The 23,065-nt window shown below is 68.7% G+C and carries 16 protein-coding genes and 1 pseudogene; 9 read left to right on the forward strand and 8 right to left on the reverse strand.

Going from position 1 to position 23,065, the window contains the following annotated elements; all coding sequences use genetic code 11:
* Positions 1–261 (forward strand): annotated as a pseudogene (locus tag RHOOR87_RS20705) (DDE transposase); the annotation flags it as partial.
* A 51-nt stretch (positions 262–312) separates the two neighbouring features.
* On the opposite strand, the gene RHOOR87_RS0105965 reads toward RHOOR87_RS20705, so the two are convergent.
* The gene (locus RHOOR87_RS0105965) at positions 313–1,104 is read right to left on the reverse strand and encodes a SapC family protein (RefSeq protein WP_027484497.1); all 792 of its coding nucleotides are present in this window, start codon (positions 1,102–1,104) and stop codon (positions 313–315) included.
* Positions 1,105–1,335: 231 nt separating this feature from the next.
* Between RHOOR87_RS0105965 and RHOOR87_RS0105970 the strand changes: the two genes are divergently transcribed.
* The 3 genes from RHOOR87_RS0105970 to RHOOR87_RS19755 all read left to right on the forward strand — a co-directional run bounded on the left by RHOOR87_RS0105970 (position 1,336) and on the right by RHOOR87_RS19755 (position 4,904).
* Entirely contained in the window at positions 1,336–1,947 is a 612-nt protein-coding gene (locus tag RHOOR87_RS0105970; RefSeq protein WP_027484498.1) for an HNH endonuclease, read from the forward strand.
* Positions 1,948–2,050: 103 nt separating this feature from the next.
* Entirely contained in the window at positions 2,051–3,940 is a 1,890-nt protein-coding gene (gene dxs, locus RHOOR87_RS0105975) for a 1-deoxy-D-xylulose-5-phosphate synthase (RefSeq protein ID WP_027484499.1), read from the forward strand.
* An 808-nt stretch (positions 3,941–4,748) separates the two neighbouring features.
* Entirely contained in the window at positions 4,749–4,904 is a 156-nt protein-coding gene (locus tag RHOOR87_RS19755) for a hypothetical protein (protein WP_231381734.1), read from the forward strand.
* Here RHOOR87_RS19755 and prmC read toward each other — a convergent pair.
* Both prmC and RHOOR87_RS0105995 read right to left on the reverse strand, forming a co-directional pair.
* Positions 4,880–5,719, reverse strand: a complete 840-nt coding sequence (prmC, locus tag RHOOR87_RS0105990; RefSeq protein WP_027484501.1) for a peptide chain release factor N(5)-glutamine methyltransferase — start codon at positions 5,717–5,719, stop codon at positions 4,880–4,882. The two genes, RHOOR87_RS19755 and prmC, sit on opposite strands and share 25 nt — an antisense overlap.
* On the reverse strand, positions 5,712–9,869 hold the full coding sequence (locus tag RHOOR87_RS0105995; protein WP_027484502.1) for a hypothetical protein: 4,158 nt from the start codon (positions 9,867–9,869) through the stop codon (positions 5,712–5,714). Before RHOOR87_RS0105995 ends, prmC begins: the two co-directional genes overlap by 8 nt.
* Before the next feature lie 199 nt (positions 9,870–10,068).
* Between RHOOR87_RS0105995 and RHOOR87_RS0106000 the strand changes: the two genes are divergently transcribed.
* On the forward strand, positions 10,069–11,124 hold the full coding sequence (locus tag RHOOR87_RS0106000) for an NADP-dependent oxidoreductase (protein ID WP_196806971.1): 1,056 nt from the start codon (positions 10,069–10,071) through the stop codon (positions 11,122–11,124).
* On the opposite strand, the gene RHOOR87_RS19010 is transcribed toward RHOOR87_RS0106000, so the two are convergent.
* From RHOOR87_RS19010 to lptF, 4 genes are all read right to left on the reverse strand, one after another.
* Positions 11,121–11,663 (reverse strand): dihydrofolate reductase family protein, encoded by a 543-nt coding sequence (locus RHOOR87_RS19010; protein WP_043795382.1) that lies wholly within the window; start codon positions 11,661–11,663, stop codon positions 11,121–11,123. The two genes, RHOOR87_RS0106000 and RHOOR87_RS19010, sit on opposite strands and share 4 nt — an antisense overlap.
* A 225-nt stretch (positions 11,664–11,888) precedes the next feature.
* A complete protein-coding gene (gene ltaE, locus RHOOR87_RS0106010) occupies positions 11,889–12,908 on the reverse strand; it encodes a low-specificity L-threonine aldolase (RefSeq protein WP_027484504.1) in 1,020 nt (339 codons plus the stop codon).
* 83 nt (positions 12,909–12,991) lie between these two features.
* A complete protein-coding gene (lptG, locus tag RHOOR87_RS0106015; protein WP_027484505.1) occupies positions 12,992–14,092 on the reverse strand; it encodes an LPS export ABC transporter permease LptG in 1,101 nt (366 codons plus the stop codon).
* Positions 14,089–15,207, reverse strand: coding sequence for an LPS export ABC transporter permease LptF (lptF, locus tag RHOOR87_RS0106020; protein WP_027484506.1), 1,119 nt, complete (start codon positions 15,205–15,207; stop codon positions 14,089–14,091). Before lptF ends, lptG begins: the two co-directional genes overlap by 4 nt.
* Before the next feature lie 102 nt (positions 15,208–15,309).
* Here lptF and RHOOR87_RS0106025 point away from each other — a divergent pair, with 102 nt between their 5' ends.
* Together RHOOR87_RS0106025 and RHOOR87_RS0106030 are read left to right on the forward strand one after the other, a co-directional pair.
* On the forward strand, positions 15,310–16,800 hold the full coding sequence (locus RHOOR87_RS0106025) for a leucyl aminopeptidase (RefSeq protein ID WP_027484507.1): 1,491 nt from the start codon (positions 15,310–15,312) through the stop codon (positions 16,798–16,800).
* 95 nt (positions 16,801–16,895) lie between these two features.
* Positions 16,896–17,315: a DNA polymerase III subunit chi gene (locus RHOOR87_RS0106030; protein WP_007513425.1), complete on the forward strand. Its 420-nt coding sequence runs from the start codon at positions 16,896–16,898 to the stop codon at positions 17,313–17,315.
* A gap of 1 nt (position 17,316) precedes the next feature.
* Here the strand turns inward: RHOOR87_RS0106030 and RHOOR87_RS0106035 are convergent, their stop codons facing one another.
* Complete coding sequence (locus tag RHOOR87_RS0106035) at positions 17,317–20,196, reverse strand: hybrid sensor histidine kinase/response regulator (protein WP_231381735.1); 2,880 nt, start codon at positions 20,194–20,196, stop codon at positions 17,317–17,319.
* On the opposite strand from RHOOR87_RS0106035, the gene RHOOR87_RS20710 reads away from it, so the two are divergent.
* Positions 20,191–20,757: a hypothetical protein gene (locus RHOOR87_RS20710; RefSeq protein ID WP_231381736.1), complete on the forward strand. Its 567-nt coding sequence runs from the start codon at positions 20,191–20,193 to the stop codon at positions 20,755–20,757. The two genes, RHOOR87_RS0106035 and RHOOR87_RS20710, sit on opposite strands and share 6 nt — an antisense overlap.
* A 695-nt stretch (positions 20,758–21,452) precedes the next feature.
* Positions 21,453–22,913, forward strand: a complete 1,461-nt coding sequence (locus RHOOR87_RS0106040) for a GTPase (protein WP_015448693.1) — start codon at positions 21,453–21,455, stop codon at positions 22,911–22,913.
* Positions 22,914–23,065: the final 152 nt, after the last annotated feature.

Here is a 23,065-nt window from a genome sequence, read left to right on the forward strand (position 1 = left end):
CTGCGCTGGGAAATGCACCAAACCGCTGGTGAGCTGGGCGTGCCACCGACCCGGCTCAGCTTCCAGGGGTTCACGCGCGCCATCGTGGCCGAGTTGCGATACGCCCCGCTGGAAACACCCGGCGCCTTTCCCAAACGACTCGCCCGCCTCCGACAGCAAGCCCACATCTATCTGTTGCCCGCACGACGACAACGATCTTGTCCCCGTGAAGTCAAACGCCGACCCCACAAATACCCCACGAAAAATGCCAGTCTGTCTTAACTGACTGGCATTAGGCCGAAGGCGGCTTTTTCGTGGGGCGAAACGGAAGGATCAGTTCGCGACCGCGCCGGCGGCCGCCTCGGCCTGCTCGCGCACGTCCAGCCGGCGGGCCAGGCGGTCGATGTTGGTCAGCGACAGCAGGTGCGCGTAGATCCAGCCGAACATGCCTTCGCGCAGGAACTCCTGGGCGGTCTTCTCGTCCAGCTCGCGCAGCTTGGCCTCGTTGACCACGAACATGCCGTTGAGGTTGATCGACTTGCCCTGCTGGCCGTCCTTGCCTTCCTTCTGCAGTTGCACGGTGCGCGGCTCCAGCAGGTCGTGCTTGTTCAGCTGCTCCATGAACCGCTTGGTGTGTGTCACGTTCTGCTGGAAATCGCCGAGGAAGCCCACGGCGTTGGCCAGCAGTTCGCTGTCGGTACCGTCCTCCTTGAACAGGCGCTGGCCTTCGGTGGCATTGAATCCCTCGTAGCGCTCGTCGAGGAACACGGTGAAGTCGTCGCCTTCCTGCCCGGCCGGCTTCTCGGCCAGCACGAACGGGTAGCGGCGCACGAACGCGGGAACGTACGTATCCGGCGCCCACTGGCCGTTGGCGTCGACGTACAGGTTTTCGTTCTGGCGCAAGCCGAGCAGAGCTACCGGGCCGGCATCGGCGACGCTGGTGCCGGCGAACACGATCAGCAGGTCACGCGCGGCGACGCCGAACTCCACGCCGGTCAGCGGCACGGAATGGGCGTTCATGGCGAACTTGACGTTCGGCACGGCCTTCATGCGCAGGTCCTTGTGCTCGACACGGTTGAGCGGTACCGGTTGCTCGTAGAAAAGAACTTCAGCCACGTTGTCCACCTCTGCCCACCGCCGTGCCGGGTCACCACCAAGCGCCCCTACCAAACCCGGCGTCGGGTCTGTGTTGACTGGCGATCATATCAGCGCCCACCCGGCACGGCGACTGTACGCACGGGGTGCCGTGCCTGATTCGCATGCGAATTGCAACGAAATTGTTCTATGCTGGCCCCGGACAAGCATTCCCGCATTGCCGAAACGCTCTTTCGACGCCCTGGCTGAAGGACGATTTACATGCTGATGGAAGTGCCAAGTCGGGCCGACCTCAACGCGACCCGCGTGTTGTCGCTAGACGCCGCCGGCCGCATCCTCGACTGGATCAGCTGGCAGGAGGCGGTGTGCCTCTACGTCCGCGACGCCGTCGCCTGGACGCTGGGCGACCCCTGCCTCACCGTGCGCGGCGGGCACAACCGCCTACTCGGCACGCAGAGCCGGATGCACCTGCACCCGATCATCGCCAGCACCGGCCACTGCCGCGAGCACGCGATCGACCCCGCCCCCGCCCTGACCAACACCGCCCTGTTCGCGCGCGACCGCCACATCTGCCTGTACTGCGGCGAACACTTCACCCGCGCCGAACTGACCCGCGACCACGTGCTGCCGATCTCCAAGCGCGGCCGGGACGAATGGGAGAACGTGGTCAGCGCCTGCCTCGCCTGCAATCTGAAGAAGAGCAACCGCACCCCGCAGGAGGCCGACATGCCGCTGCTGGCGGTGCCGTACCGGCCGAGCTGGGTGGAACACCTGATCCTGTCCAACCGCAACATCCTGGCCGACCAGATGGAATTCCTGGTCAGCCGGCTGCCGCGCGACCGGCGCTCGATGAACATGCCGGTGGCCGCCTGAATCCAGCCGGTGGCGGGCGCGGCCCGGTTCCGCCTGGACGCCGCCAGGTTCCGTTCACCTGCCCGCCCTTGCCCCGCCCCCGCGCTGGGCCAACAATACGCAGATGAACGACCTTTCCCATTACCCCCACCTGGCGCCGATCGAGACGCCGGCCGACCTGCGCCGCGTGGGCGACGAGGATCTGCCCGCCGTCGCCGACGAGCTGCGCCAGTACCTGATCGAATCCGTGGCCAGCTCCGGCGGCCACTTCGGCGCCGGTCTGGGCGTGGTGGAATTGACCGTGGCGCTGCACCACGAATTCGACACGCCGCACGACCGCCTGGTGTGGGACGTCGGCCACCAGTGCTACCCGCACAAGATCCTCACCGGCCGCCGCGACCGCATCACCACGATCAAGAAGAAGGACGGCCTGGCGCCGTTCCCGCGCCGCGAGGAAAGCGCGTACGACACCTTCGGCGTCGGCCATTCGTCCACTTCGATCTCGGCCGCGCTGGGCATGGCAATCGCCGCGCAGCGCAAAGGCGACAAGCGCAAGGTGGTGGCCGTGATCGGCGACGGCGCGATGACCGCCGGCATGGCGTTCGAGGCGCTCAACCACGGCGGCGACGTCGAGCCGGACATGCTCGTCGTGTTCAACGACAACGGCATGTCGATCAGCGAGAACGTGGGCGCGATGACCAAGATGATGGCGCGCGCGATGGCCAGCCGCCGCCTCAACCAGCTGCGCGAGCGGGCCAAGCGGGCGATCCCGAAGCAGTCCTTCGCCGGCCGCTGGTTCAAGCGCTGGGAGGAGCACGCCAAGGGCATGTTCGTGCCTTCCACGCTGTTCGAGGAGCTGGGCTTCCATTACACCGGCCCGATCGACGGCCACAACATCCCGCAGCTGCTGCAGGCACTGCGCACGGTGAAGAACCTGCCCGGCCCGCAGCTGCTGCACGTGATCACCACCAAGGGCAAGGGCTATGCCCCGGCCGAACAGGCGCAGATCGAATACCACGCGGTGGGTCCGTTCGATCCCGAAGCCGGCGTGGTCAAGAAGCCTGCGCCGGCCAGGCCCACCTACACCGACATCTTCAGCGACTGGCTGTGCGACCAGGCCGCCGCCGACGAGCGCCTGCTCGGCATCACCCCGGCGATGCGCGAAGGCTCCGGCCTGGTGCGTTTCTCGAAGGAGTACCCCGAGCGCTACTTCGACGTGGCGATCGCCGAGCAGCACGCGGTGACGCTGGCCGCCGGCATGGCCTGCGAAGGCGCCAAACCGGTGGTGGCGATCTACTCCACCTTCCTGCAGCGCGCCTACGACCAGGCGATCCACGACGTGGCGCTGCAGAACCTCGACGTCACCTTCGCCATCGACCGTGCCGGCGTGGTCGGCCCGGACGGCGCCACCCATTCGGGCAGCTTCGACCTGACCTATCTGCGCTGCCTGCCGCACATGGTCATCATGGCGCCGGCCGACGAGAACGAGTGCCGCATGATGCTCTCCTCCGGCTTCCACCATCACGGCCCCGCCGCCATCCGCTACCCGCGCGGCACCGGCCCCGGCGTGGCGATCCACCAGGAACTCGACACCCTGCCGATCGGCAAGGCCGAGCTGCGCCGGCGCGGCCACGGCCTGGCCCTGCTCAGCTTCGGCGCGATGCTGGCACCCGCCGCCGCGATCGCCGCCGAATTCGACGCCACCCTGGTCAACATGCGCTTCGTGAAGCCGCTGGACGAGGCGCTGCTGGTGGAACTGGCGAAGACCCATGATGGCTTCGTCACCCTGGAAGACAACGCGGTCGCCGGCGGCGCCGGCTCCGCCGTGGCCGAATGCCTCGCCGCGCACGGCATCGTGCTGCCGATCCTGCACCTGGGCCTGCCGGACGTCTATCTGGAACACGGCAGCCGCGAGGAAGTGCTGAGCATGGCCGGACTGGACCTGCCCGGCATCCGCCACGCGATCCGTGCGCGCTTCCCGCAGGCGGGAGCCTTGAGCCAGGCCAGCGCCTGAGCCCGTCACCGGGCCGGCGGGCACACCGACTGCCCGCGCGGCCCCACTCCCATCGACGCGGCGGCGGCAAAGGCAAGGCTGGTCTCGGCTCGCGCTGACAGCGTGCGGCAAGCCATCAGGCTTTCCGAGGGGCTGGCGGTCTGCTGGATCCTGCGCAACTTCCGCGACCTGAATCTCCAGGGTGTCGTGAACGACATCGTCGAAGTGCTGCGCCAGTGCCTCATCGTCATGCTCACCAGCACCGGTGGCGCCGCCCTGATCGGCGGCATCGCCGGGGGCGTCGGCACTGGCGCTGGCGCGCAAGTCGGCGAGTGGATACTGATCGCCATGGGCCTGAAGGCACTGGCCGAGTACGTCGTCAACGACATGCCCGGGATCGCCGCGACTACTGGGCCAGCATCCGCCAGGCCTGGCTGGCCGCCACCCCGCCACCCCGCCACCGCTGCCGCAACAACCGGTCCGCGTCGACCGGCTCGCCGTCCACCACGCCGCCGAGAAGATCGCCCGCGCCACGTCGCCGTGTTGGTCCTCCTGCCGATGGGCATCGTCGCCTATCTGGCCAAAGGCCGCGGCAGCATGGGCGAACTGGCCGAAAGCATGTCCTGGGCGGGCGGTCGTCACACGGGGCAAAGGTACCCAGATGATGAGTGCGTGCAGCAGCGCTTTCGACGTTATGGGGGTCGGTCCGTGATCGACCGGGATGGAGCAGTATGCTCAGTCAGGAAGGCACTGACACTACTCAATGCGCGTATGCCAAGGAACGCCAGGCTACGGTGTCTATATTCACGCCAACCAGCAGCTCACCCGCATGCTGGCAGAACTGGGGCATCCCTACCTGCCAACCACACCGGAACGTGAGTGGGTGGATACAGGCCTCATGGCAGTCAAGGAACTCGACGACGTGGATCCCGAGTTTGCCAATGCGCTGATGAAAGCTGACTATGAATTCAAGCGCGCGAAATAGCTCCCGCCACTCACCCGATCGCGCGACTCCAGATCCTGCGCCGTGAATACCCCGGTGTAGCCGGCATGGGCGAGCAGTGCGCGCACCGCATCGCCCTGGTTCCAGCCATGTTCGAACAACAGCCAGCCGCCGGGCACGAGGTGCGCGCGGGCTCCGTCGACGATGCAGCGGATGGCGTCGAGGCCGTCGTCGCCCGAGGCCAGTGCACTGACCGGCTCGAAGCGCAGGTCGCCCTGCGCCAGGTGCGGGTCGGCGGCTTCGATGTACGGGGGGTTGGAGGCGATCAGGTCGAAGTGCTGGCCGGCGAGTGGCGCCAGCCAGTCGCCGTGCACGAAGGCGACGTTGCCGAGGGCATGACGTTGCGCATTGCGCCGGGCGACGGCAAGCGCGGCGGCGCTGGCGTCGGTGGCGACCACCCGGGCGCGTGGCCGCTCGCGCGCAATCGCCAGCGCGATCGCGCCGCTGCCGGTGCCGAGGTCGGCCACGCTGCAGGCGGCATCGGGCGGCAGGCGCTGCAGCGCCAGCTCCACCAGCAGCTCGGTTTCCGGACGCGGGATCAGCGTGGCCGGGCTCACTTCCAGGTCCAGCGACCAGAAGCCGCGCCGGCCGGTGACATAGGCCACCGGCTCGCCCGCGGCGCGGCGTTCGACCAGGGCGGCATAAGTCGTCTGGACGTCCATATCCGGTACGTCGTCGGCGTGCGTGAACAGCCAGCTGCGTGACTGCTGCAGCACGTGCAGCAGCAGCAGCTCGGCGTCGGCGCGCTCGCCGAGCCGATCGGCCGCAACAGCCAGCATGCTGCGGACATCAGGCATGCGGCGACTCCGTCGCCGAGGGTGGCAACTGCGGCGGCGTCACCCCTGGCTTGGACTTGCGCTTGCGCCAGTAACCGCCGCGCATCCACGCCTCGAACGCCCAGCGCAGCCAGTCGATCAGCGACCACGCCAGCCACAGCGCCCAGGCCAGCATGGCCAGCTTGTAGGCCCACAGCGAGACGCTGAACACGCCGGCACCGGGCAACACATTCGCGCTCTGGTCAGCGAACCAGCGCAGGTTCCATGCATTGGACGCATTACCGGCCACGTGCATGTCCGGCAGCCCGAGCAGGCCCTTCGGCACCGCGCCCACCAGCACCACCAGTGCCAGCACGGTGAGCAGCGCGAGCCCCAGTTGCATCAGGTTGAAGGTCGTGCTGCCCAGTTGCTCCGGCGAGGTGCTGCGTGCGCGCAGGCCAAGCAGGATCAGCCATGCCACCACCAGCGCATAGGCGCTCCAGGCGAACGCGGAGAAACCCAGCCCGAGCAGCAGCCAGTGGCGGAAGCGCAGCGGCGTGGGCGCGTAGCGCGCCAGCAGCCACGCGGCGAACAGCAGCACCACCAGCTGCGACCAGTACAGCACTGCCGGGCCGGTGGTCGGCCCCCACGTCCACAGCACCCAGCGATCCTGCGGCAGCTGCAGCGTGAGGTCGACGTTCGCCACCGGCGCGTGCAGTGCGATCAGCGGCGTGCGCGTGCGCGCGGCGACGCCGTACGGCTCGCGCAGGCGCAGCGTGTAGCCGTGTTCACCCGGCAGCAGCGGCAAGCTCAGTTTGCCATCGCGCACGGCCAGGTTGATCGACTCGCCGTCACGATTCGCATCCAGCAGCTCGGCACCGGCCGGCAGGCCGATCGCGTGCTCGCCGCCGCGCGTGCTGCGCGCGCGCAGGCTCAGCGTGGTTTCGGTGGCCCGTTCGCCGGCGCGGCTGGTGAGCTGCACACCGTCGAACGCGAGACTGTCACCGGCGATCGCCGCCGGTTGGCTGAAGGCCAGCTGCAGGCTTTCGCCCGGCAGCGGCTGGTACAACAGCCCGTCGTCGCTGGCGCTGGTCGGCACGCCCTTTGCGTCCACATGCCACATGGGCGCGGCGTGGATCTCCCACACTTCGGCACGCTCGCCCAGCGCTGGCGCCTTCAGCGCCAGCGTCGTCGCGTGATCGAGCCGGCTGCTCCAGCTCGCCACCCCGCTGTTCGCGTTGAAGGTGATGCTGATGCGGCCATCCCTGACCAGCACGCCGTCGCCCAGCGGATGCTCGCCCGGCAGCAGCGGCAACGCGACGCTGAAGCCGCCGTCCTGCGGGGCGATCCGCTCGACCGTGTTCTCGACGGTCCAGTCCACGCCCAGCTGCAGGCGGCGGGTCAGCCGCACGTAAGGCGGGAAATTCTGGACGGGCGGCAGGTCCTTGCCATCGGTGGCCGCGCGCACGCGCTGCAAGGCAATGCTGTCGCCGAGCGGGCGACCGTCGTCGACCCCGGCCAGCAGCCAGCCCTGGCCGCTGAACGCGATGCGCTGCGGGCGCAGCACGAAGCGCAGGCTGGCGTTGTCGGTCACGCCGATGCGGTAGCGCAGGCTGACCCGATGCACGCCACGCTCCAGCCGCAGCAGCAGCTGATCGCCGCGACGACTCAGCGGGGCATTCGCATGGCCGTCCACGCCAACGTCGAGCAGCTGCAGGGCGTCATCGGTTTGCGGCAGCGGCAGCGCAACCGCGGCGCCGATATGCGCCTCCAATGCCACCTCCAGCGTGTCGCCGCTGGCCTGCAATTGCGCCTGCGCCACGGCGGCGCAGGCCGGCGCGCACTTCGGCGCCTCGGTCAGCCGGTCGCGCAGCTGGTTCAGCAAATCCTGGCTGGGCAGGTTCTGCGCATGCAGGGCGGCAGGCAACAGCGCGACGGCCAGCAAGGCGGCGCTCACCGCACCACCGCCGCGCCAGTCGCGCCAGCGACCGCGCAGCGGCGTCAGCAGCAGCGGCACCAGCTTCGCCAGCAGCAGCGCCAGCAGCCCCACCATGAGCACCCGCAGCAACCGCACCAGCCACGCCGGCGCGATCACCAGGTGCGTGCTCTGCTCCGCCGTCACCGGGCCGGACCAGCCGAGCCGGTAGTCGTTGCCCTGGTTCCAGTGCGGCGTGCCGGCGCCGGCCTGGGTCGGGCTGCGGCTGTCGGCGGCGCTGCCGGCAAGGGTCGATGCGCCACTCAGGTTCTGCACGGCTGACCCTGTGACGGTGATGGCTTCCAGCGACAGGCTCGAACCGTTTTGCATCGCCATCGCAGGTGCCGGTTGTGGTGGTGGCGGCGGCATCGCCGCGTCGGCGGAAACTTCGGCGACCGGTGCCGGCGCCACGGGGGCACGCGCCGGTGCCGACTGCTTCATCCGCGCCTTCGCATAAACCTCTTCCTGTGCTGCCTGCTCGGCATAACCCGCCGAAACAATCCGGCTCTGGCCTGCGCCTTCCAACTGCGGATGCAACGCGTACTGCAACTGCGCCGCGACGAACGGCAGCGTCCACAGCACCGCCAGTGCGAAGATCGCCACCGCGCCGGCGCGCGCCGCCAAACGCAAGCGCCCTTCCGGCAACGCCCGCAGCAGCAACGCCAGCGCCAGCGTCACCGCCAGCGTCCACAACGGCGCGGCGCTCTCGTGCTGCGCCAGCGCCAGATAGCCAGCGGCCAGCAGCGCCCACGGCCAGCCGAGCAGGCGGCCGGCCAGCAGCGCGATCAGGGCCACTACGAACAAGTCGAGCAGGCTCCACTGCGCCACCCACGAATCGGGCGAGCGGTCCACGCCGGTGGCGCCGAGCAGACGGTAGCCGTACGGCAGGTGCAAGGTGGCGTCGATGCTCTCCAGCGGCAGCTGCCAGCCGGCGCTGGGGATCGCGCCGCGGTGCATGGGCAGGCGCAGGCCAGCGTCCAGGTCGAGTTGCTGTTCGCGCAGTTCGACCCCGCTGCGGCCGCCCTCGCCCTGGCTGACCAGCAGCGGCGCGCCATCCTGGCTGGCCCGCTGCAATTGCCATGGCGCCGCCACGTCGAGGCGCTGGTGATGACGCAGCTCGCCGCTGAGGCGATCGGCCACGCTGAGCCCGCCGCCGTCGAAACCCAGCCACAGCTGGCGCTGCAGGTGCAGCTGGTCGCCCTTGCCGCCCTCGTCGCCGCGCGTGCCCTGCTCGATCGCCAGGCCCGCGCCGTCGTCCAGCACGAACGCCGGCAGCTCGCGCCACTCGCCCGGCACGCCGGCCTGCACCGCGTCGGTGGCGCGGCCTTCCACCCGGGTGTTGCGCAGCGCCGGATCGTCGGCGTAACTCCAGATCTCCTGCCGCGGCCACGGCGCCGCCGGCAGCTTCAGCGCCACCTTCGCCAGCGGCGCGACGCTGCGCGCCTGCAGCGTGATCGTCCACTGCCCCGGCCGCAGTTGCACGCGCAGCTGGCCGTCGTTCTCCAGCCGTGCGGGCAAGTCGCCGGACAAGGCGGTGGCCACGAAACCTTCCGGCAGCACCGGGCCGAGCGATTGCTCGCGCGCGCTGCCGGCGACGTTGAACTGCAATTGCGTTTCCAGCGTGGCCGGCAGGCCATCGGCGAGGCGGCGATAGACGCGCAGCGACAGCGCGTCGGCGGCGCGTTGCGCGGCGGCGGCCTCGCCCAGGGTGAGCTGCTCGCCGTTGCGCTCGATGCGCGTGACCGCTGCACCGTCGACGCTCAGCGCCACCAACCCGATCGTCGAAGGCACGCGCAGGCGCGCCGGACGCGCCGCCCACGGCAGCGTGCCGCGCAACTGATAATCGCCGGGTGCCAGCCACACCATTGGCTGATCGCCTCGCTGCAACACGGTGACCGCCTGGTTGTTCGCGCTGACCTGTTGCGGCCAACTCCGCGCATCGCCAGGCAGCGCCACCCAGCTTGGCGCATCCACGCGCACATCCAGGCTGAAGCGAGCGCCGTCCTTGCCGGCATCGAGCAGCAGGCGGCCGGGCCAGGCGCACAGGCGATTGCCGGCGTTCGGCGCCTGGGTGGCGAGGAACGGACAATCGTGCTGCGGCACGTCATGCAGCACCCAGCCCTGCCAGTCGCGCAAGGGTGACGGTACGTCCTGCGCCGGCAACGGCGCCGCCAGCAGCAACCACAGACCCAGCAGTCCGAGCGTTCGAGCAAGCATGCAGTTCTCCCCGTGTGCCGTGCGGCCGGCACAGTGTAAGAGGAACACGACAGGCACACAGCCATGCCCGCCGCCGGCGACGGTTCCGGTGCAAACGGATGCCGATCAACGATTCAACGCAGCACGATGCACAACGGGGTTGCCTGATCGCGGCAACGGGCGCCGTATAGTGGAACGCCTCTCCGTCACGGTGCACCGCATGTCCCAGCTCAATCGCCAGCTGCGCCTCAAGACCCGCCCCGAAGGCCTGGTCCGGCGCGAGGATTTCGACCTGGTCGAACAGCCCGTGCCGGAGCTGAAGGACGGTGAAGTCCTGGTGCGTGTGCTGTATCTCTCGATGGACCCGACCAACCGCGTGTGGATGCGCGACATCCCGCAGTACCTGCCGCCGGTGGCGATCGGCGAGGTGATGCGTGCGCTCGGCCTGGGTCGCGTGGTGCAGTCGCGTTCGGCGCAGTACCACGAAGGCGATCTGGTGCAGGGCCTCACCGGCTGGCAGGACTACCTGGTACTGCACGAAAGCGCCAAAGGCTACGTGCGCCTGCCTGCCGACCCCGGCATCCCGCTGCCCACCCTGCTTGGCGCAGCCGGCATGAGCGGCGTCACCGCCTACTACGGCCTGACCGAGATCGCCCCGGTGCAAGCCGGCGAAACCCTGGTGGTCTCCGCCGCTGCCGGCTCGGTCGGCTCCGTCGCCGGCCAGCTCGGCAAGATCATGGGCGCCCGCGTGGTCGGCATCGCCGGCGGCCCCGACAAATGCCGCCACCTCACCGCCGAACTCGGCTTCGATGCCGCCGTCGACTACAAGGCGGCCGACTTCAAACAGCAACTCAAGGCCGCTACCCCCGATGGCGTGCACGTGAATTTCGAGAACGTCGGCGGCGAGGTGATGCGCGCGGTGCTGTCACGGATGGTGATCGGCGGCCGCGTCGCCCTGTGCGGATTGATCTCCGGCTACAACAGCGCCGAACGGCCGGGCGACGACTACGGCATCCTCGTGATGAAACGGCTCAGCATGCGCGGCTTCCTGGCGCTCGACTGCACCAGGACGCGCGAGGCGGTGCAGGCATTGGCCGGGTGGATCCGCGACGGCCGGCTGAAGGCCGAGGAAACCGTTGCCGAGGGACTGGAAAACGCGCCGGAAGTGTTGAACCGCTTGTTCGACGGCAGCCACCGGGGAAAGCTGGTGTTGCGGGTGGATGCGCGTCCCGCCATCGACGCGGGCCGAACCGCGCGGGTGGGCGACGCCGGCTAACGGCGCGGCCGGAATACCAGATACTGCAATCCGCCCGGTGTGGTGCGCGCCGACTGCAGGTCGAGCTGGATCGGCTCCCCTTCGCGGGACAGCAGGCGACGGCCCTGGCCGGCTACCGCCGGACACAGGACGAACCTCAACTCGTCGAGCAATCCGGCCGCCAGCAGGGCCTGTACGAGGCTGATGCTGCCGTGGACGCCGATCGCCTGCCCGGCCTGGCGCTTGAGCGCCGCGATCTCGTCGAGGACGTCGCCGGAAAGCAGCCTCGACGGCGCCCAGTCGAGGCTCCGCAAGCTGCCTGAAACGACATATTTCGGTACCTGGTTGATGAAGCTGGCGAACGGCTCGATTTCAGCGCCGGGCCAGAACATCGCCCATTCCTCGTACGTTCTGCGTCCCAACAGCACGGCATCCTGCCCCGTCACGGTCTCCTCGTCGAACAGAGACAGGTCCTGATACAGGTCGTCGCGGAGAAACCTGTCCGGCGCCTCGACGACACCATCCAGCGAGATGAACAGGTGCGAGGTCAACTTGCGCATGATCAATGTCCTTCTTCAGGCTGGCCGGATCGGCCGGACCCGAAAGCGACGAGCGAGGTTTCCCGGACTCGACACGGCCAGGCGGTTTTTTTTGGCGGCCGCCGCACGGACGCCGGCGGGTGGTGCCCGCGGCCCCGGCAGGCAGGGTCGATGGCGGCGGGATCGGGCGCGCCAACAAGCTGCGCCGGTCCGATGTCGAGCGGCTGGCCGGCGTGCCGCTGCCGCTCAACCGCGCCCGAAAAATTCCGCAAATGCCGCGGCCGTGCGCTCGATGCCGGCGTCGTCGACATCCAGATGCGTCACCAGCCGCAGCGTGGGCAGGTAGCCGATGCTGATGCGGATGCCGGCGTTGCGCAGATGGACGTCCAGTTCGCGCAGGCGCTCGGCGGGCACGTCGATGAACACCATGTTGGTGTACTGGCCGAGCAGGTCGACGCCGGCGATCTCGCGCAGACGTCCGGCGAGATAAGCGGCGCGGCGATGGTCGTCGGCCAGCCGCGCCACGTGGTGATCCAGCGCGTACTGGCCCGCCGCGGCGAGCATGCCGGCCTGGCGCCAGCCGCCGCCGGCGACCTTGCGCCAGCGCCGCGCCTTGTCGATCAGCGCGTGCGAACCGAGCAACACCGAACCGACCGGCGCGCCGAGCCCCTTGGACAGGCACACCGACACCGTGTCGAAGTGGCGCGCGATCTCGCGCGCCGGCACGTTGCAGGCGATTGCCGCATTGAACAGCCGCGCGCCGTCCAGGTGCAGGCCAAGACCGTGCGCGCGTGCCAAGTCGTGGGCCGCCTGCAGGTAGTCCAGCGGCAGCGTGCGGCCATGCCAGGTGTTCTCCAGCGCCAGCACGCGGGTGCGCGCGAAATGCGGGTCGACCGGCTTGATCGCCGCCTCGATGCGCTCCAGCGGCAGGCTGCCGTCGGCCGCCTGCACGATCGGCTGCGGCTGGATCGAGCCGAGCACCGCCGCGCCGCCGCCCTCGAACTTGTAGGTGTGCGCGTCCGCGCCGACCAGGTATTCGTCGCCGCGCTCGCAATGGCTCATCAACGCCAGCAGGTTGGACTGGGTGCCGCTGGGCACGAACAGGCCGGCGTCGAAACCGAGTTCACCGGCCAGCCGCTGCTGCAGCGCGTTGACGGCCGGGTCTTCGCCGTAGACGTCGTCACCGACCTCGGCCGCCAGCATCGCCGCGCGCATCGCCGCGGTCGGACGCGTCACCGTATCGCTGCGCAGATCCACCCATTCCACGGCTCACCCCTTGCGGTCGGCAAAGAAGGCCAGCTTGGCCGTATCCGGCGCCGCGGGCAAGTGCGCGCGCCCCGGCGGCGCACTCAGACGCGGCGGCGGAAGTACAACCAGGCGGCGGCCACCAGGATCAGCGCCGGCAGCAGGTTCGCCAGCAGCGGCGGCATGCCGTACACGGTGCCGAAGTTGACCATCGCCTGCTGCAGGAAGTACCAGCCCAGCGCAAGCAGGGTGCCGATGAACATGCGCTTGCCGAGGCCGCCGGAGCGCAGCGAGCCGAACGCGAACGGCATCGCGCACAGCACCAGCACCAGCACGTTGAGCGGATACAGCGCGCGCCCCCAGAACGCCACCGCGTAGGTGCCGGGGCTTTGCCCGTTGCCCTCCAGGTAGTCCATGTTGCGGCGCAGGTCGCGCATGGAAAGGTACTGCGGCTGGATCACCGACTGCGCCAGCACCTGCGGATCGAGGCTGGACTGCCACGGCAGCGCGGCCGCCACGCTGGCATGGGTGCCCTGCGCATCCAGCGTGGTGATGCGCACGTCGTGCAGCACCCACTGCCGGCCGTTGTGCTCGGCGGTCCTGGCCCAGATGAAGCGGTCTAGCCTGCCGTCGGGGCTGAAGGTGAATACGCGCACGTCGCTCAGCTGCACCACGCCGACGCCGTCGCGCTGCTTCAGCGAGGTGCCGCGGGCGTTGATCACGCTGGCGCCGTCGCGTGCCCACAGCCCGCTGCTGGTGCCCATGCCGAGGCTGCCGGTCTTCGTGCGCAGTTGCATCGCCTGCGCCTGCTGGTCGCCCCACGGCGCCAGCGTCTCGCCCATGACCACCACGCCGACGATCAGCACCGCGACCACGCCGACCGCCGAGCCGGCGATGCGCAGGCGCGACATGCCGGCGGCGCGCAGCGCGGTGAGCTCGCCGGTGCCGGCCAGCCCGCCCAGGCCGAGCAGGCCGCCGATCAACGCGGCGTTGCCGAACATCTCGTAGGCGCGGCGCGGGAAGGTCACCAGCACATAGGCCAGCGCGCTGCTCGTGTTGTATCCGTTCTTGCCGACGTGCCCCAGCTGCACCAGCAGTATCCTCACCGCATCGAAGCCAGTCAGCACCAGCCACACCATCAGCATCGAGCCGAGCACGCTCAGCGCGACCAGCCGGTCGACCCGCTTGATGTTGAACACCGTCATGCCGGCAAGCCCGGCAGCACGCGCCGCTTGCGCAGCTTGCGCGGAGCGTACTGCTTCCACAGCATCCACAGCGCCAGCGCCAGCACCAGCGCATGCAGCGCCCACAGCGGCGCCTCGCCATGCCAGTGGCCCTTGCCGATCTGCGCACGGCCCAGCGCCAGCAGCGTGTAATAGAGATAGAACGTGACCACCGCCAGCAGCAGGCGGCCGTATTTCGGTTCGCGCGGACTCTGCCGCGACAGCGGCAACGCCAGCAGCAGCAGCACGAAGGTCAACGGCGGCGCGTTGGCGCGCCAGGCGAATTCGGCGCGGTCGGTCGGGTCGTCCGAACGGAACAGTGCCCAGCTGCTCTTGGAGTGCGCCGGATCATCGTCGTCGGCCTGCACGCTGGACAGCGAGGTGTCGTTGCGCCGGTACTGCATCTGCCGCCAGTTGTTCGCGCCGAGCGGAATGTCGTACTGCCAGCCGTCCTTGAACGCGATGAAGCGGCCTTCGCCGTTGCTCTCCTGGTACAGCTCGCCGCTGGTCGCGCTGACCACCTTCAGGTGCGGCGGGCCATTCTTGCCCTCGCTCTGCGTTGCCACGAACGTGCGCCCCAGCTTGCTGCCGTCGCGACTCAGGCTGTCGACGAAGATGATGCCGCCCTTGCCCGGCAGTTCGGTGAAGCGCCCCGCGTCGAGGCCGGCCGCGATCACCGAGCGGTTCGCCTCGGCCACCAGCGCGTCGCTGGTGCGCACCGCCCACGGCCCCAGCCACAGCGAAACCAGCGCGGTGAGCGCGACCAGCAGCGCGCCGAGCAGCAGCACCGGACGCAGCAATCCGCGCGGTCCCATGCCGGACGATGACAGCACGTGCATCTCGCTCTCGCGGTACATCCGCCCCAGCCCCAGCAGCACGCCGACGAAGCTGGCCAGCGGCAGCATGTTGGTGAGGCCGTCGAGCGTGCGCAGACCCAGCACCTGGAACATCACGCTGGCCGGGAAGCTGCCGTTGGCCACCTGCTCCAGCACCTTGGCGAACGCGCTGCCGGCCACGACCACCAGCAGCACCACCACGGTGGCGGTCACGGTCTGCGCCAGCTCGCGCAGGAAGTAGCGGTCGAGGATGCTCAGCATGCGATAAACTTGTCCGCTTGTACGGCCAGGCCCGATCGGCGCCGGCAAACCGCAAGTCTAGCCTGTCCGGCCGCCAGCCGGACCCCTGCAGGAACCACCTCGATGACGCTCCAGTTCAGCCTCGGCTCCGCCGCTCCTGCCACCGTCGACAGCGCCTGCGTGCTGGTCGGCGTCTACGAACAGGGCGTGCTGACCAGTGCGGCGGCCCAGCTGGACAGCGCCGCCGGCGGCATGATCAAGCGCCAGGTGGAGAGCGGCGACATCAGCGGCAAGGCCGGTTCCACCACCGTGCTGTTCGCGCCGGCCGGTGTCGCCGCGCAACGCGTGCTGGTGGTCGGACTCGGCGCGCAGAAATCGTTCGACGCCGCGCGCTACCAGAAGGTGAACGTCGAGGCGGCGCGCGCGCTCGGCCGCCTGCCGGTGGCGAACGCGGTGTCCTACCTCAGCGAGGTGGAGGTGCCCGGTCGCGACAGCGCCTGGCGCGTGCGCATCGCCGCGCTGGCCTGCGACCACGCCGCGTACCGCTACACCGCCACGTTCAAGCCGCGCGACAAGAGCAAGCAGACGGAGCTGGCCGCGCTGACGTTCGCCGCCGGCACCGACGCGCAAGGCGGGCTGGACCAGGCGGTGGCGATCGCCGAGGGCGTGCGCTTCGCGCGCGAACTGGCCAACCTGCCGCCGAACATCTGCAACCCGGCCTACATCGCGGCGCAGGCGCAGGCCTTCGCCGAGGCGCAGGGCAAGGTCAGCTGCAGCGTGCTGGACGAAGCCGCGATGGCGAAGCTCGGCTTCGGCTCGCTGCTGGCGGTGGCGCGCGGCTCGGTCAACAAGCCGCGCCTGATCGCGCTCGAATACAAGGGCGGCCACGACGGCGCCAAGCCGTACGTGCTGGTCGGCAAGGGCGTCACCTTCGACTCCGGCGGCATCAGCCTGAAGCCCGGCGCCGGCATGGAAGAGATGAAGTTCGACATGGGCGGCGCTGCCGGCGTGCTCGGCGCGTTCGTCGCTGCGGTGAAGATGGGCCTGAAGCTCAACCTGGCATGCGTGGTGCCGGCCGTGGAGAACATGCCCGACGGCGACAGCTACCGCCCCAGCGACGTGCTGACCAGCCTGTCCGGACTCACCATCGAAGTGCTCAACACCGACGCCGAAGGCCGCCTGATCCTGTGCGACGCGCTCACCTATGCGGCGCAGACGTATCAGCCGCAGGCGCTGGTCGACGCGGCCACGCTCACCGGCGCCTGCGTGATCGCGCTGGGCAAGCACGCCACCGGCCTGATGAGCAAGCACGATGACCTCGCCGCCGAACTGCTCGCCGCCGGCGAGGAAACGCTGGACCGCGCCTGGCGCCTGCCGCTGTGGGACGACTACCAGGCGCAGCTTGAATCGGGCTTCGCCGACGTCGCCAACATCGGCGGCAAGAGCGCCGGCGCGATCACCGCCGGCTGTTTCCTGTCGCGCTTCACCGACGGCCAGCGCTGGGCCCACCTGGACATCGCCGGCACCGCCTGGGAGGAAGGCCGCAAGGGCCTCGCCACCGGCCGCCCGGTGACGCTGCTGGCGCAGTGGCTGTTGGACCGGAGCGAGCAGTGAGTGACGCGAAGTGAGGAGTGAGCGATGAAGGTTTGAGGCATCATGCCCATCGCCCTACTCTCACTTCCCTCTTCTCGCCACTCACTCCCGACCTTATGCGCGCCGACTTCTACCTGATCGACAAGCCGCGCTTTCGCGAACAGCCGCTGCTGCTGGTCTGCGAGCTGGCGAACAAGGCATTCGCCGGCGGGCAGCCGATGCTGATCCTGGCTCGCGACTTTGCCCAGGCCGAAGCGCTGGACGAACTGCTGTGGGCGTTCGACGACGACGCCATGATCCCGCACCAGCTGGCCGGCGACGATGACGACGACGAGACGGCGGTACTGATCGTGCCGCCGGGCGTGGACAGCGCCGACCGGCCGCTGCTGATCAACCTGCGCGAGAGCTGCCCCGCCGGCCGCTACCAGCGCGTGCTGGAAGTGGTCGCCGCCGACCCGGCCGAACGCGAGGGTTCACGCACGCGCTGGCGCGAATACCAGCGACTGGGTTTCGAGCTGCACAAGTACGACATGTGATTCACGCCGGCGCGGCCGCGCCGTCGACCACCCGCGCCAGCGCCGCCGCCAGCTGCTCGCCGCTGAGCGGCTTGCGCAGGAAGCCGTCCATGCCCGCCGCGCGCGCCTTCGCCTCGTCCTCGCTGCCCTGGCGCGCGGTCACCGCCACGATCGGCAGGTGCCGCCCGGCCGGCTCGCGCTGGCGGATCAGCCGCGCGATCTGGAAACCGTCCACGCCCGGCAGGTCCAGATCCAGCAGCACCGCGTCGAACTGCGCGTGCGCCAGCTCGGCCAGCGCCGCCAGCCCGTTCACCACGTGCACCACCGCGTGGCCCTCGCGCTCCAGCAGGCCGCGGATCACCGCCGCCACGATGGTGTCGTCCTCCACCAGCAGCAGCCGGTAGCGGCGACCGCTCGGCCGCTCCACCGGCGCCGGCGCCGCCGGCTCGACCAGCGGCAGCCGCACGCGGAACGTGCTGCCGTGGCCCAGCCGCGATTCCAGCTCGATGCTGCCGCCCATCATCTCCACCAGCTCGCGGCAGATCGCCAGCCCCAGCCCGCTGCCGGCGCGCCGCTGCGGACTCTCCGCCTGCTCGAAGCGCTGGAACAGCCGCGCCTGGCTGGCCTCGGGAATGCCCGGGCCGGTGTCGCTCACGCTGAACTGCAGGCCCTCGGGCTGGCGCTGCGCGCTCAGCGTCACGCTGCCGTGCTCGGTGAACTTCAGTGCGTTGTTGGCCAGGTTCAGCAGGATCTGCTTGATCCGCACCGCATCGCCCAGCAGCTGCGCCGGCAGCTCGTCGGCCAGCGCCAGCACGAAGCGGATGCCTTTGGCGTGCGCCAGGCCCTGCTCCAGCTGCGCCACGTCCTCCAGCAGTTGCCGCGGATCGAACGGCACCGGTTCCAGCTCCAGCCGGCCCGCCTCGATCCGCGCCAGGTCCAGCGCGTCGTTCAGCAGCTTCAAGAGCATCCCGCCGGAGCGCTGCATCGCCTGCGTGTAGTCGTGCTGCTGGCGATTCAGCGGCGTGCTCAAGAGCAGTTCGGCCATGCCCATCACGCCGGTCATCGGCGTGCGGATCTCGTGGCTCAGCGTGGCCAGGAACTGCGTCTTCGCCGCACTCGCCGTCTCCGCCAGCTGCCGCTGCTGCTCGACCAGCTGCACGTGGTGCCGCTGCGCCAGGCGCCGGCGCCAGCTGCGCAGCACCAGGCCGACCAGCGCGGCCGCGAGCAGCACGTAGATCGCCCACGCCCACCAGCGCCGCCACGGCGACGCCTGCACATGGACCCTCAACGGCGTCGCCAGCATGTTCCATGCGCCGTCGGTACCCGCGGCCATCACTTCCAGCGTGTAGTCGCCCGCACCGAGCCCGGCGAACTCGCGCTCGCCATGGTTGCCGGTATCCACCCACGCGGTATCGAAACCGCGCAGGCGGAAACGATAGCGATTGGCAGTCGGGTCGACGTACGAACTCAAGCGCACTTCGACCCGCAACTCGCGGTCACTCCACGCCAGTTGGATCGGCTCCGCCCGAACCGGCAACTCGCGGACGGCACCCGCATGACGCACGCTAACACCGGTAACCACCACCTCTGCCGGGTGGGCTGTTGTCGGCGCGCGATCCGGCTGAAAACCGAAGACACCGCCCAAGCTGGCAACATAGATCGTGCCATCCAGCGTGACGGCCGGCGAGTCGCCACGAACTTCGCTATTCACCAGGCCATTGCGCAAGCCGAACGATTTCAACTCGCCGCTGTGCGGATCGAATCTCCACAAACCGTTCTTGCAGAACAACCAGAATCGCTCCTGACGATCGACATGCAGAGCGATCAGCACCATCGATGGCCAACTCGACGGAATCGGAACCAACTGGTCACGCACCACCTTGCCACCATCCAGCCGGTAATGTTCGAACATCTTGTCGCGTGCCGCCCAGAACCCGTCTGCCGTGAATTCGAGCGCATAGATGTAGCCCTCGTCCGACACCCCCCCGATCGGCTCAAGTTCGTTGCGCACGGGATCCCAGCGCAGCAGCCGCTCCTGATCGGCGTACCAGCCCAGGCTGTTGTAAGGCGTCAACCGATTGCCCACAAAGCCGGTGTCATCCGCAGATGCGACAGGCTTGGGATCGACCGCCAGCGTATCGGCGTTAATCCGGAACAGGCCATCGCGGTACGACACCAGATACATCCGGCGATCCGGGCCCATCGTCAGTCGACGCGGATGCGCGACCTGGGACGCGGCCAGATCCACTTCGACCAACTTGCCGTCGGCATACCGGTAGACACCTCCCTCGCTGGCAATCCACAAGCGCCTGCGCACATCCTCCGCCATGTCCAGCACGTTCCCCTGCAAGCCGGAGATCGCATGCTGGACCTCACCGGTAATAGGGTCGAGCTTGTCCACAAGACCATGTCCACCCACCCACAACCGACCATCGAAACTCGCCAGCACCGACGTCGCCGCGTTGCCGCGCAAGCTGTGGGAGTCGTCAGGCACATGAGTGAACCGGGTGAACTGGTTCCAGCCAGGTGCGAGATAGGCGATGCCGCCGTCCCCCATGACGAACCACAGGCCCCCCTCGATGTCGCACAGCGATTGCCAGACCTGTTGCGCGGGCAGGCTGCCCAACAGCATCGGCTGGCCGGAGATGAGGTGAATCTGCGGGCCGCCATCGTCCAGATACAGTCCATTGCGCGTGGTGATCCACAAATGCCCAGCCTGATCCACGGTGCTGCTGTACACGTCGATGGACGGGATCTGTCCGGGCGCATACAGCCACGCCTTGCCATCGGCGCCCACCCGCAACAGGCCGCCGCGTACTGCGATCCGCACATCGTCGCCGCCGCCCTGGATCCGCCACACCTTCAGCGCCTGCAGACGCGAATCGAGCGATATCTGATGCACGCGGCCATCCACCTCGCGCACAAACACGCCAAGGCTGGAGCCGATCCACAGCTTTCCGTCTGGTTCGGCCAGCAAGGCACGCACGGCGCCGAATCCTTCATCCGGATTCTTCCCCAAAGGATTGCGCACATGCTCGAAATGCCGGCCATCGGGAAGCATGCGATCGAGCCCGGCATCCGTAGCCACCCACAGATCGCCGTCCGGCGTCTGCGTTATCGACCATACGTTATCGCTGGCCAAGCTTTGTGGATCCGCCGGATCATGACGCCAATGCTGGAAACCACCGCTCTCCCGTTCGTGACGATTGAGCCCCGAACCGAACCCTCCCACCCACAGCTGGTTGTCGTGATCCGCGAACAGGCTGTACACCGAACCCTCGGGCAACGACGCCGGGTCGTCCGAGTGATGGCTGAAAGTCTGGAAATCAACGCCGTCATAGCGCACCAGGTCGACGCCGACACCGAACCACATGAGGCCTTGCTTGTCCTGCACCACGGAATAGACCGTACTGCCGGGCAGACCATCCGCGGTCTGGTAACGCCGGAACTGCGGCGTCGGTAGCGGACCCGCAGCGTTACCCTTCGAAAGGGGCAGAACAGTTGCAGTGCTGGCGTTCGCTGTTGCTACAAACGCAGATAGCGCTAAAGCAGCGCTCAGCAAAAGGGTAGGCAACATTTCAGCTTTCCCGTAAGAACCTCAAGAGCAGCGGTGGCCACCTCGGTTACAGCACGGGCGCCGAACTCAGCCTAGCAATGAGGCTCGCTATCGAATCAGCACAGGCTAACGAGGAAGCTCAAACAACTTCAAGCCCAAGCCATGCGACAAGGCCGGCAATTGCATGACCCTCCACACTTGATAGCCACTGCCGACTGTATTGGCATTCACTCCGAGAGCTACCAAAAGCCAGCCAGTCACAAAGAAACAGCCGCCAGTTATGGCGACTGTTTTTCTTACCCCTTCTGCCCGTCAACCACTTTAAATGCGGTGATGCCAAAGAATTCAGCCAATGCGTCCAACATAATTCAATCCTCTTCGAAGTAAATCGCAGCGTTAGCCAAAAACCACAGCCATCATCCATGACTTATCGAGACCCCTCCCTCTACCCATTGGAGCGTAAGAGCAAGTTCACTGTCAATAAATTGAGTTAAACAGGGTCGTGAACAATGCGGGATACGCGATGTAAATGAGCACAGGCGACGATGCAGGTAAGCACGCTACAGTGCACAATCCGACCCTGCCCAGAATGGAATGCACGGATGTCCCGACGCCCGCGCTTGCTGCTCACCGCGCTGGCCATGGCCGCGCTGCTGTGGCTGCTGTTCGCCGCCGCCGAACGCGCGCTGGCGCTGGCGCAGCGTTTCCTGGATTTGCCGTCGTGGCTGCAGTGGACGCTGGGCGGCGTGCTGCTGATCTTTGCCGCGGCCGGTCTCGCCGTGCTGTGGTGGCTGCTGCGCCCGCGGCGCCGGCGCCGGCCGCCGCCGGCGCCCGATCGCAGCAGCCTGGAGCAGCGCATCGGCCGGTTGCGCGACCGCGGCGCCGACACCGGCGCGCTGACGGCGGAGCTGGGCGAGCTCGATCGCCGCCGCGCCAGTTCGCGCATCTACGTGGCGCTGTTCGGCGAAATCTCCAGCGGCAAGTCCAGCCTGGTCCGCGCGCTGGCGCCGCACGCACAGGTCGCCAGCGACGTGCGCGGCGGCACCACCCGCGGCGTCGGCCACTACGACGGCAAGCTGCCGGACGGCCGCACGCTGGTGCTGGCCGACGTGCCCGGCAGTCGCGAGGCCGGCGGCGAGGCGCACGAAACGCTGGCGCGCGAGGAAGCGCTGCGCGCGCACGCTGTGGTCTATCTGTGCGCCGGCGACCTCAGCCGCCGCCAGGCCGACGAACTGCGCTGGCTGGCCGACTTCGGCAAGCCGCTGCTGCTGGTGCTGAACAAGTCCGACCAGTGGAGCGAGGCCGAGCGCGATCAATTGCTGGAGCGCCTGCGCCGGCACGCGCGCGGCATCGCCAGCGCGGTGCTGGCGATCAGCGCCGGCGGCAGCGAGCGCTACCAGCGCCAGCTCGCCGACGGCCGCACCGAGTCAGTCGAGCGCCAGCGCAAGCCCGCGATCGAGCCGCTGCTGCAGGCGCTCGAACGGCTCACCGCGTCCGGCGCCGAAGGCCTGGAGGATCTGCGCGAGAACGCCGTGCTGGCCGGCCTGCATCAACGCACCGGCACGCTCGAAGCGCAAACCCGCGCCGAGCAAGCCGAACGCATCGTCCGCCAGTACGCGCGCCGCGCCATCGTCGGCGCACTCGCCGCGGTGGCGCCGGGCAGCGACCTGGTGATCCAGGGCGTGCTTGCCACCGGCCTCACCCGCGCGCTCGCCGAGCTCTACGGCGTCAAGGTCAGCGACGTGCAGATCGAGGATTTCGTGCAGCAGGCCAGGCTCACCCTGCGCACCGGCAGCTCGATCGTGCTGGCCGTCGCCGGCAACGCGTTGAAGGCGTTCCCCGGCCTCGGCACGCTGGGCGGCGGTGTACTGCACGCGTTCGCCTATGCGCTGATCTTCGACTCGATGGGCCGCGCGCTGGCCGCCTCGCTGGCCGAACGCCAAAGCCTCGACCAGCACGACGCCGGCGAGCGCCTGAAGGAACTGCTCGCCGACGCCGGCGGTACGCGGCTGCGCCAATTGGCCACGCTGACGATGGACGCGGTGCGTGAGGGCAAGGCTTGAGGCGTGCCACTGCGAGTGACGCGTACGGCGGTCGCGCCTTTCCGTACCCGGAGAAGAGCTCAAGAGCCTTCGTCCCCCTGCGGCAGCCGAAAGCTCTTGGCTCTAAAAACTCCCGCCTCGAACAAAGCAAGAACATCGCGCACAGCGTGCGC

The organism is Rhodanobacter sp. OR87, from assembly GCF_000473345.1.
Classification (GTDB): Bacteria; Pseudomonadota; Gammaproteobacteria; order Xanthomonadales; family Rhodanobacteraceae; genus Rhodanobacter; species Rhodanobacter denitrificans.